8 protein-coding genes and 1 pseudogene are annotated in these 11,301 nt (G+C 62.5%); 8 read left to right on the top strand and 1 reads right to left on the bottom strand.

Features of this window, described 5'->3' with window-relative positions:
* The 4 genes from PCS43_RS23935 to aztD are packed head-to-tail and all read left to right on the top strand — an operon-like array spanning position 1 to position 6,644.
* Entirely contained in the window at positions 1 to 1,386 is a 1,386-nt protein-coding gene (locus tag PCS43_RS23935) for an MFS transporter (protein WP_054827003.1), read from the top strand.
* On the top strand, positions 1,383 to 4,085 hold the full coding sequence (locus PCS43_RS23940) for a helix-turn-helix transcriptional regulator (RefSeq protein WP_209910144.1): 2,703 nt from the start codon (positions 1,383 to 1,385) through the stop codon (positions 4,083 to 4,085). Before PCS43_RS23935 ends, PCS43_RS23940 begins: the two co-directional genes overlap by 4 nt.
* A 4-nt stretch (positions 4,086 to 4,089) precedes the next feature.
* Positions 4,090 to 5,379 (top strand): benzoate/H(+) symporter BenE family transporter, encoded by a 1,290-nt coding sequence (locus tag PCS43_RS23945; protein ID WP_209910148.1) that lies wholly within the window; start codon positions 4,090 to 4,092, stop codon positions 5,377 to 5,379.
* Positions 5,380 to 5,396: 17 nt separating this feature from the next.
* Positions 5,397 to 6,644, top strand: coding sequence for a zinc metallochaperone AztD (gene aztD, locus PCS43_RS23950; protein ID WP_037126444.1), 1,248 nt, complete (start codon positions 5,397 to 5,399; stop codon positions 6,642 to 6,644).
* Positions 6,645 to 7,027: 383 nt separating this feature from the next.
* Here aztD and PCS43_RS23955 read toward each other — a convergent pair whose 3' ends face one another.
* Positions 7,028 to 7,495: a VOC family protein gene (locus PCS43_RS23955; RefSeq protein WP_030536456.1), complete on the bottom strand. Its 468-nt coding sequence runs from the start codon at positions 7,493 to 7,495 to the stop codon at positions 7,028 to 7,030.
* Between the two features lie 102 nt (positions 7,496 to 7,597).
* Between PCS43_RS23955 and PCS43_RS33375 the strand changes: the two are divergent.
* From PCS43_RS33375 to PCS43_RS23980, 4 genes and pseudogenes are all read left to right on the top strand, one after another.
* A pseudogene (locus PCS43_RS33375) lies at positions 7,598 to 8,571 on the top strand (helix-turn-helix transcriptional regulator).
* A gap of 122 nt (positions 8,572 to 8,693) precedes the next feature.
* Positions 8,694 to 9,899, top strand: coding sequence for an MFS transporter (locus PCS43_RS23970; RefSeq protein WP_051720855.1), 1,206 nt, complete (start codon positions 8,694 to 8,696; stop codon positions 9,897 to 9,899).
* A 102-nt stretch (positions 9,900 to 10,001) separates the two neighbouring features.
* Positions 10,002 to 10,670: a FadR/GntR family transcriptional regulator gene (locus PCS43_RS23975; RefSeq protein ID WP_209910151.1), complete on the top strand. Its 669-nt coding sequence runs from the start codon at positions 10,002 to 10,004 to the stop codon at positions 10,668 to 10,670.
* A 21-nt stretch (positions 10,671 to 10,691) separates the two neighbouring features.
* Positions 10,692 to 11,120 carry a hypothetical protein gene (locus tag PCS43_RS23980; protein ID WP_225320164.1) on the top strand — a complete coding sequence of 143 codons (429 nt, stop codon included), beginning with the start codon at positions 10,692 to 10,694 and terminating at the stop codon, positions 11,118 to 11,120.
* Positions 11,121 to 11,301: the final 181 nt, after the last annotated feature.

Consider the following 11,301-nt stretch of genomic DNA (forward strand, 5'->3'; position numbering starts at 1 on the left):
ATGTCCTCGATCGAACGTGGTTCCTGGGCCAGTGCCCGCCATCGCTCGTCAGTGTTGTGGGTGGTCACCATCGCCGCCATTGCCATTCTGTTCGACGGATACGACCTGGTCGTGTACGGCACGATCCTGCCCGTACTCATGGACGACCCCAGCCATATCGGCACCTTGACCGCATCTCAGGCCGGCGCGTTGGGTTCGTATGCACTCGTCGGAGTGATGGTCGGCGCACTGACGTGTGGAGCTATCGGCGATCACTTCGGTCGCCGAAAGATGATGCTGGTCAACATCATCTGGTTCTCGGTCGGAATGGCACTGGCAGCGTTCGCCACCAGCATCACCACCTTCGGTCTGCTGCGGTTCTTCACCGGCATCGGAGTCGGTGGGCTTGTCGCCACCGCCGGAGCCATGATTGCCGAGTTCGCGCCGCCGGGACGCCGCAATCTGTTCAACGCCATCGTCTACAGCGGTGTCCCGGCCGGTGGCGTCATGGCTTCCGTCCTGGCGATCGTTCTCCGTGATTCCATCGGATGGCGCGGACTGTTCCTCGTCGGCGCCCTGCCATTGGTGTTCCTGTTCCCACTCGCCTGGTTCAAACTGCCCGAGTCTCCCGCGTGGCTGATTGCTCGCGGACGTGTCGACGAAGCTCGCGCCATTTCCTCGAAAACCGGAATTCCATTGCCTGCCGGTACAGATCGACCCAACGACGCCGTAGCTGAGAAGGTCGGCTTCCGAGCGTTGGCGAGCAGACAATATGTCTGGGGCACCGCGCTTCTCGGCCTCATGAGCTTCGCCGGCCTCCTCCTGACCTACGGACTGAACACCTGGCTGCCCAAGATCATGGAAAACGCGGGATACAACGCGAAGGGTTCGCTCTCGTTCCTGTTGGTACTCAACGGCGGTGCCATCATCGGTGGACTTCTCGCCTCCAAGATCGCGGACGTCACCGGTCCACAGCGGGTTGTCGCAACCACCTTCGGCCTGGCCGCACTCGCCCTGCTCCTGTTCACATTCGGGTTCCCGCTTCCCGTACTCCTCGCCTCCGTTGCCATCGCGGGTGTCGGAACCATCGGTACTCAGGTTCTGATCTACGGATTCGTGTCCAACTACTATTCGACGGCCGCTCGGGCTGCAGGTGTCGCGTGGTGCGCCGGATTCGGACGTCTGGGCGGGATATTCGGGCCACTGATCGGCGGAAGTTTGATCAGCGCCGGAATCAGTTCCGAATCGGCGTTCTACGTCTTCGCCGGCATCGCGGTGCTGGGCGCCATCGTCACCTTCTTCGTGCCGAAGCAAGCACCCGACCTGGGTGCCACTGCACTTCGATCCGATGGAGACCGTGCCGAAAAGGAAACCCGTGGTGAGCCCGGCGTTACGGTAGTCGGGTGACACTTCGTGACCTGTTGCTCGGCCGAGAACGCGAGCTCGCCGTTCTCGGCCGAGCCTTGGCCGCGGCAGAGACAGGAGTGCCGACTCTCGTGCTGGTCGAGGGCGATGCCGGTAGCGGTAAGTCCACTCTCGTCGACCGGTTCGCCGAAATCTCTTCCGCTCATACGCTCCGCCGCGCTCGTGGGCTGGAGTGGGAATCGAACACTGCCTTCGGAGTGATCGATCAACTACTCGAACGTCCGGTTTCCAACTCGGACCCGGTCGCCGTTGCACACGAGATCGTTGACGCAGCGGAGCAACTGACCCTGATCGTCGTCGACGATGCCCATCACAGCGATGTCAGCTCGCTTCAGGCAATCACCTCCGCCCTCCATCGAGGCCGAACGGCACCACTGCTGTTCGTCCTCGTCGCCGAGGAAACGCCGTTCCTGCGCGAGGATGTCAGGCAGATTCTCGACCTGCACTGGTCGACGCGATTGCACATCAGCCCGATCGACGCACCCGTCATCATCGACATCGCGCGCATGCGAAGCGGAATCGACCTCAGCTCCGGCGTCGCGCTTGCCCTTCAGGACTTCACCGCGGGCAACACACTCGACATCGTCTCGCTTCTCGACGAGCTGCCACCTACCTATTGGACCCAGTGGCACCGAACTTTGCCCGTCCCTCGCCATCGTGCAGTATCGATCGCCGCCGCCCTCGCTACGTGTTCGGCGGGAGCACGAACGTTGATCGAAGCCGCAGCAGTTGTCGGGCGCAGCACGACGTTGTCGCATCTTGCTCAGCTGGCCGAAATCGACGACGTGGTCGGCGCCTTGGACAGCGCCTTCGCCAGCGGCCTCCTTTCTGTCCACGAGCAGCACGGCAGCACCGAGGTGTCACTGAGCAGCACGATGGTCACGGCCGCAGTGCGCGGGGCGTTGGGACCCGCGCACTTGCATCTGCTGCACACACGCGCAGCCGAGATCGCTTGGGGAGAAGGTGAACGGCTTTTCCACCTTGCCGCTGCCAGCACCACACATGACGAGGACCTCGCCGCCGAACTCGTTGCGTACGCATCACTACGAGCATCCGACGGCGCGTGGTCGGAAGTCGCCGACGCCATGGTCACGGCAAGCCGTCTCACCACGGCCCGAACCGAACACGAGGACCGACTGCTCCGCGGAGTCGACGCGCTGACCGGATCGGGTGACATCCCCCGCGCCATGGTCTTCGTGCCGGAGATCGAGAGTATTTCGCGCGGGCCTCTCCGCGACGCCGTCCTCGGCTACCTCGCCATCCAAAGAGGGCGACCGACCGAGGCCGCCGATCTTCTGACCAGAGCGTGGGACAGCTGCAGCGTGGATCGTGAGCCAGGCATCGCTGCGATGATCGCCCAACGAATGGTCCTGCATTCTCTGGCTCGGCTCGATGGCACGGCGCTCGTCGAGTGGGTAGACCGCGCAGTCGAATTGGTGGGCCCTTCTGATCCCGCAGCAGTGGAGTCCGAAGCGATCAAGGGTCTCGGGCTCGGTGCTACCGGAAGAACCGAGAATGCTCTCGCGGCATACGCCGAACTCTCCGATCGTGTCCGCCCCGGAGCCCAAGCACAGCGCTTCCAGATGGGACGCGGATGGCTCGAGCTTGCGTTGGACCACCCGGAGTCCGCCAGACGCGACCTCGAAAGTGCGGTGTCCACAGAGTTTTCCAGTGGTTCGGCAAGAATCTCACTGTGGGCACAGGCCTGGCTCGCCCGCACTCAATTCGCTCTCGGCGCCTGGGACGAAGCGCTCTCGACCGTCGAGGGCGCCGGTGCCGAGGTGGATCGGTTCGAGATCGAGATCATCCGGCCGTTGGTCCACTGGTCGGGAGCACAGATTCACGCTCTGCGCGGCAACTGGGAACTGGCCCGTGACCATGTGCGACGTGCGTACGCCGGCATTCATGCCTACGAAATCATGTATGTTCCTGCACTTCTCGCCAGGGCCCAGGTTGCCGAGGCCGCCGCCGACTACGCCGAAGTTCTGGTGGCGCTGGCTCCGCTCACCTCGAGCAAGGCGCAACAATGGCTCGACGAGCCGGGCTTCTGGCCGTGGGTCGATCTCTACGCCAATGCATTGGTCATGGTCGGGCGAGCTGATGATGCCGACGCCTTTCTGCAACCACACGAGCAGACCGCACGACGTCGGGAGCACCGCTCAGCTGCGGCACGTCTCGGCTACGTTCGCGGCCGGATCCACGGCGCACGGGGCGAACTCGACTTGGCAAGAGAAAGTTTCGATGCTGCACTACTCGGCATCGAGACGCTGCCGCTCCCCTACGACCGAGCCCGAATCAATTTTGCCTACGGCCAAACTCTCCGCCGGGCCGGGAAACGCGCGGAGGCCGACGTCGTCCTCCGCGCCGCCCGCGAGCTGTATCACTCGTTGGGCGCCGATACTTACGTCGAGCGCTGCGAGCGCGAACTCCGCGCGGGCGGGTTGAACCTCTCGCGGACGGAGAAGGGAATCACCGACCTTACCCCGCAAGAACGAGCCGTCGCCGACCTTGTCGCAGCGGGCAAGTCCAACAAGGAAGCTGCCGGCGAATTGTTCCTCTCCGTCAAGACCATTCAATATCACCTCACGCGCGCGTACGCGAAACTCGGACTGCGATCACGGAGCGAACTCGCGGCTTTGTTCCGCGACCGAGGGCTTTCGGATCCGCATCAGGAGAACTGAGAACATGCCGGACACTACGACGACCGCGCCCGTTCGCGTCGTCACCGAGCCACTCCCCCAACCGCTCTACGGCCCGAAGCGGGTCTTGCGCGACTTCGGCGGAACGTCCATTGCCAACGGAATCATCGGCATCGTCTTCTCGGCCACCGGGCCGGTGGCGGTCATTCTCGCTGCGGGGTTGGCGGGTGGACTGAGTCAAGCCCAATTGGCCTCTTGGCTTTTCGGTGCCTTCTTCGTCAACGGCATTCTCACCATCACGGCTTCCTGGCTGTACCGGCAGCCGCTGGCCTTCTTCTGGACGATTCCCGGAACCGTTGTCGTCGGAGCGTCGTTGGAGCATCTGCCGTGGGAGCAAGTGCTCGGAGCGTTCTTCGCGACCGGCGCCCTGATCTTGCTGTTGGGATTGACAGGGTGGGTCACACCGATCATGGCCGCATTACCCTTGCCCATCGTAATGGCAATGGTGGCAGGCGTTTTCCTTCATTTCGGAACGGATTTGGTCGAAGCGCCCGCCCACGACGCGGTGATCGCCCTGCCGATGATCGCCACCTTTGTCGCTCTGAGCGTGTTCGCCAAGCTGGGAAGATTCGTTCCGCCCGTTCTCGGCGCGTTGATCGTCGGCGTGGTCGTGATACTCGCGGCCGGAAGATTCAACTCCGCCGGCGACGCGCACGAGTGGCTGGCGCATCCGATGCTGACCACGCCAACCTGGTCTTGGCAGGCGATGATCGAACTGGTTGTACCGCTGGCGATCACAGTCGTCGTCGTGCAGAACGGCCAAGGAATCGCAGTCCTCCGCGCAGCGGGTCATCAACCGCCGATCGGGGCAGCAACGGTTGCCTGCGGTGTGTTCTCTCTCGTGAACGCGGCGGTGGGTTGTGTCTCGACGTGCCTGACCGGGCCGACGAACGCATTGCTCACGGCGTCGGGAGAGCGGACACGCCAATACACCGCCGGAATCTTCTGCGGCTTACTCGCCGTCGTCTTCGGACTGTTCGCCCCGACTTTCGTCGCGATGATGTTGGGAACTCCGACGGCATTCATCGTCACTCTGGGTGGTCTGGCCATGCTCAAGGCCTTACAGGGAGCCTTCGTGACCGCATTCGGCGGGAAATTCACCTTCGGCGCTTTGATCGCGTTCCTCGTGACGATCTCCGACATCGAACTGCTCAATATCGGAGCCGCTTTCTGGGGACTCGTCTTCGGGGTCATCGGCTCGCGAATGCTCGAGCGCGGTGCCCACGCCCGACATGCGAACATTCGCATACTCGACTTTGACAATCATTTACATTAAGCAGTAGATCTATAGCCATGCACCTCAACACCCGCATGTCGCGGCGCCTCACCCTTGCCACATCAGTTGGCCTCTCACTCGCCCTCGTCACGGGCTGCTCGTCCGACAACAAGGACTCGGCCCCGTCGGAGACCACCACGACAACCGCGTCCGCACCCACCGAACAAGCCTCGGCAACACCGCGTCTCGCAGTCTCCTACGACGGTGGCGTCCTGGTGCTGGATGCAACTTCGCTCGACGTGGTCGGCGAGACCAAGATCGACGGCTTCACGCGACTCAACCCGGCCGGCGACGGTCGCCACGTCATGATCTCGTCGGGTGAGGCGTTCAAGGTGCTCGACACCGGCACGTGGTCCTCAGCCCACGGCGACCATTCCCACTACTACACAGCCGATCCCGCGATGTCCGAGGTCGAGTTCGCAGCCAACGAACCCGGACACGTCGTACGCCATGCCGGAAAAACCGTTCTCTTCAACGACGGCTCGGGACTCGTCGAGATCTTCGATCCGGCGCAACTGGCAAAACGCCAACCCCGCGTCGAGACGTACACCACGCCAGAACCCCATCACGGCGTTGCGGTCGCACTTGCCGACGGCAGCCTGTTGACGACCATCGGAAATTCGGAGTCCCGCAACGGCATTGCCATCCTCGATGCCGACCGCAAGGAAATCCTGCGCAACGAACAGTGCCCCGGTGTCCACGGCGAAGCAGTCGCTGCCGGCGAAGCCATCGTGCTGGGCTGCCAGGACGGGTTGCTCGTGTACAAGAACGGAGCGATCACCAAGGTCCAGAGTCCGGATGCATACGGCCGCATCGGAAATCAGGCAGGCTCGGAGGAGTCGGACATCGTGCTGGGTGATTACAAGACCGACAAGGACGCCGAACTCGAACGTCCGCAACGGGTCTCGCTGACCAACACGACGACGTCCGAACTTAAGCTCGTCGACCTCGGCACCAGCTACACCTTCCGCTCACTCGGCCGCGGACCACACGGAGAGGCACTGGTGCTCGGCACCGACGGCGCCATCCACGTCATCGACCCGAACACCGGCGTCGTCACCAAGAAGATCGCCGTCATAGACGCATGGACCGAGCCCACCAAATGGCAAGAGCCCAGGCCCGCGCTCTTCGTAGAAGATCACACCGCTTACGTCACCGACCCAGCGTCGAAGAAGCTGATCGCAGTCGACCTCGAGGACGGCAGCATCCTGACCGAGACCACTCTCGATCACGCCCCCAACGAATTGACCGGTGTCACCGGCTGATTCAGATCCTCACCTCAGGCCCCCATCTCACACCGAGATGAGGGCCTGAGCCGTTCTCGTGCTTCGCCTACTGACCAGGGAATCTCATACCCAGGCAATCCCCGAGGTGCTACGACGCGCACCTCAGAGAATCGAAGCCGTTGTCGCCAGCTCTGCTGGAGCTGAGCGATGAGCAGGACCACGATTGACCGCGGCACAAGTCAGCATGGAATAACTCCGTGTGGAGGTTCGTTGGAGATGGTGTCGGTGTTCGGTTCTTTGCCCCGGGTACCACCCCAGAATTGCCACTTCGAGTGGCCACTTGCCGAGAGGCGCAAGACGGGCACCGACGCGCCGGAGCCGCTGGACACCTTTTGGTGCCAGCGGCTTTGTCGTCTGAATGATCAGGCCGGGTTTTCGCCGGCAGCGACGTCGAGGATCCACGTCACCCCGAACGCATCGGTGAGCATGCCGAAACCGGGGCTCCACGCCGCGGCGGCAAGACCCTCGATGATCGATGCACCAGCAGAGAGTTCGGCCCAGTAGTTCTGCACCTCTTCGAGGGTTTCACCGCGAACCGAGACGAAGAACGGTTGGTCGGTGATCGTGGTGCCGTTCTCGCGGTGTGTCGAGCCTGCGTTGCCGGCCGAGCCGCCCGACTGTCCAGGGATGTCGTATGCCATCACACAGAAGCCGTCCTCTGTCTCCACCTGGCCGAACACGACGTTCTCAGCGCCGGGCACCTCCTTGGGCATCCCGAAGTCGCCGTAGGTTGCGATCGTGACCTGGCCACCGAAGACGGACTGGTAGAACTCCAGAGCCGCGCGGGCGTCTCCGCGGAAGTTGAGGTGGGTCGTTGTCTTGATGCTCATGTCTGCTCCTGGTACGAACGTCGCTCGGGTTTTCCCTGACAACGTCGACTCTCACAGCCGTATAGGACTGTTTTCGTCCTAGACTCGTCGTAGTCTCACCGCATGGCGACCACCACTCGACTCTTGAATCTGCTGTCCCTCTTGCAGACGAGACGCGACTGGCCGGGCGCTCTACTCGCCGAGCGGCTCGACATCAGCCATCGCACGGTCCGCCGCGATATCGACCGGCTCAGGGAGATGGGTTACCGCATTGCGGCGACCATGGGCCCGGACGGCGGATACCGACTCGACGCCGGCAGCGAGCTGCCACCCCTGCTGTTCGACGACGATCAGGTCATCGCACTGGCAGTTGCGCTGCAGGCGGCGACGCTGACCGGCGTCGGTATCGAAGAGGATGCGGTTCGAGCGTTGACCACTGTGCGGCAAGTGATGCCGTCGCGTCTGCGCCATCGCCTCGACGCGCTCACGTTCACCACGATTTCGGCCGGTTCCGGCGACGCAGACTCCGTGTCCCCAGAGGTGCTCGTAGCGATTCCGCTGCAGTCCGCGCTCGCGAGGTGTTCCGCTTCGATTACTCGAACGACCACTCAACCGACAACAGCGAAATAACACCCCCGCGCCGAGTGGAGCCGCATCATCTGGTGACCTCCAAGCGTCGCTGGTACCTCGTCGCGTGGGATCTCGCGCGAGACGACTGGCGAATCTTCCGCGCCGATCGCATCACCCCACGCACCCCGAACGGTCCCCGGTTCACGCCGAAGGAAATCCCCGGCGGCGACGTCAGCGAATACGTGTCCGCGCGCTTCAAAGGATCGGAACATATCAACAATTGGCCGTGCCACGGCAAGGTCGTTCTCCATCGACCAGCCAGTTATGTTCTTCCCTTTGTCGGGGACGGCATCGTCGAAGATCTTGGCCCCGAGCAGTGCAGTCTCGAAGCCGGATCATGGTCTTGGACGGCGCTGGCAGCCTCCTTCAACCAATTCGACACCGACATCGATGTCGTCGGCCCGCCAGAACTTACCCACGCTTTCGCGCAACTCGCCGCCCGCAACGCCGCGACTGCTGAGAGTTAGTCAGTCGTCTCGAATGAGATCCAGGTCTCCAACGCAACCGTGCGCCCGCGGGTTCGTGATAGCTTTCAAGTCCTCAGAGGACCTGAGGACTTGAAGACCTGAACGAAGGGATGCCCAAGGAGATGAAGAAGGGGCAAGTTGCATTTCTCACCGGCACACACGTCGTGAACGATCTGTACCAGGGGGCTGTGCCTGCGCTGTTGCCGTTCATGATGCTCGAACGCGGATATTCCTATTCCGCGGTCGCCGGAATCACGCTCGCCGCGACCGGACTATCCAGTGTCGTGCAACCTGCATTCGGCATGCTGGTCGATCGAAAGAGCCGAAACTGGCTGGTACCCACAGGTTTTGTGACGGCCGCAGCAGGCATTGTCGTGGCAGCGATGAGCACCACCTACATCGTCACTTGGCTGGCAATTGCCGTGGCCGGCATCGGCATCGCCGCATACCATCCTCCCGCCACAAATTTGGCACGCGCGGCTGGAGGTCATTCACAGAAAGCCATGAGCGTGTTCTCCGTGGGCGGTACGTTGGGCGCCTCGCTGGCGCCACCGTTTGTCACGCTCGTGGTTGGCTCACTCGGTTTGTCCGGCGGCTATCTACTCGCAGTTCCTGCAGTGGTGGCGGCTATTTGGTGGATGGTCGCCCAGTCGCGATCGGCCAACACGGGTGCGGCCGAGTCAGCCCAGTCGTTGAGTGCGCAACTGGCAGCGAACGGTCCCGTGTCAGACGATTGGCGCTCGTTCACACGACTCGTGCTGGTAACGGTCTGTTGGTCAATTCCGTACGTGACCACTCTGTCGTTGGTCTCACCGTTCGTGCTCAACGCACTGAACGGATCGTCCTCGAGCGCTGCAATCGTGTTGTCCTCCTTCACATTGGCAGGAGCGGCCGGAACGCTACTGGGAGGAGTCCTCGCGGACCGTCGTGGTCGACGCGCATCCATCCGACTCGGCTACCTGCTTGCGGTACCTTCACTGGCACTGCTCGCTGCCGCCCCGCACGTCGCAGTTGCCGAATTGGGAATCGTCTGTCTCGGATTTGCTATGTTCCTGCCCTTCGCGCCACAGGTGACATTGGCGCAGGACTACCTACCGAATCGCCCCGGCACAGCAAGTGGGGTGACGCTCGGACTCGCGATGTCCGTGGGGGGCATCGCATCTCCGCTGTTCGGCTACCTGGCAGATCACTTCGGACCGCGCATGGCGATCGGGGCGACAACTGCAGTGCTGTTCGTCGGCGCCGTCATCGCATTCACCTTGCGCGATCGACGACTCGACCCGGAAGACGAGACGGAGCGCGAACTGGACAGCATCGCCCTTCGATAAACCGAAAGACGGCCCCGTAGTCTGAAGATTCATCGGAGGACATGAAGTATTACTCGGTGAGCCGCTCCATTGCGGTTCACCGAGTCAGTCAGGAGCAGTCACATGGCAGTGCGCCAGATCAAGCAGCAGTCGCTGGTACAGAAAGCCGCGGACGAACTTGCGCGCCTCATCGGCGACGGCGAGTGGCCTGTCGGGACCAAAATCCCGAACGAGCAGGATCTGAGCACACTCCTCGGAGTCGGGCGTTCGACCGGCAGAGAGGCCGTTCGCGCACTGATTGCGTCGGGCCAGCTCTACTCGCATCAAGGGTCCGGCACCTACGTCATGTCCTCGACACCGGTCACAGAGCTCGAGAGAGAACTCAAACGCTCGGACCGCCGCGAAGTCTACGAAGTACGCAGACTTCTGGAAGTGGAAGCGGGCCGCCTGGCTGCCATGCGCCGGACTTCCGCCGACGTCGATCTGTTACAGGCAGCACTCGAAGCCCGTGAAAATGCTTCGACACCAACAGAATTTGTCGAAGCTGACATGGAACTACATCGCGCCGTGGTGAATGCTGCGCACAACAGCGTGTTGTCGATGGTGTTCGATTCATTCATCGAAACGCTCCGCAACTCGGCCCTCGACGTGATCACCGACGTCGCGGCGCGGGACCCCGAATCGATCGACGACGAAGCCGCTGCCCACCGAGATCTAGTGGAAGCCATCGTCGCGGGTGATGCCGACGCTGCCAGCGCGGCAACGCGCAGGAACATGGACGGGCTCGACTGACCCTCTCTATCGTTGTCAGGCATGACGTCCACATCGCTCCCTCCACGCGGTCTCCGGATCGGTCTGTCCGCCATCGCGTGGCTAAACCTGCTCTCTGCGCTCGTAGGAATGGCGGGCCTGACGATCGGCGGCGGGATGGGCCTGCCTCCTGAGTGGATCGAGGGAACCGTCTTCCCTTCATATTTCTGGCCCGGAATCCTCCTCGGCGTTGTCGTCGGAGGCATCCAGGCCGCCGCGCTCTTCGCTCAGCACAACAGGTTCCGTCTGACGTGGGGCCTGCACGCGGCCGCCGGCCTGACCATGATGATCTGGATCTTCGTCGAGATCGCCATCGTTCTCGCCTGGTCGCCACTGCAGGGCATCTTCTTCACCACCGGACTAGTCCAGACGATCCTCGCCGTTCTCGCACTCGGCGCCTGGCCTCGCCCCTTCCTCCAACGAGTCGAGTAGCGACGGAACCTGTTCTCGGACAATAGAATCACGACGGCCGGGCCCACCTCACCTTCTCGAAAAAGCCCTTGACTCGAAAGTATGTTCGAGTATGATGGGAGGTGGAACGGGGGGTTCTCATGACGATCAACATCACCGAAGATGCTGTCACCGACGTGGTCAACAGCTCCGCCGTGGGTGT

It is taken from the genome of Rhodococcus sp. C-2 (assembly GCF_027854095.1).
Lineage (GTDB): Bacteria > Actinomycetota > Actinomycetes > Mycobacteriales > Mycobacteriaceae > Rhodococcus_F > Rhodococcus_F qingshengii.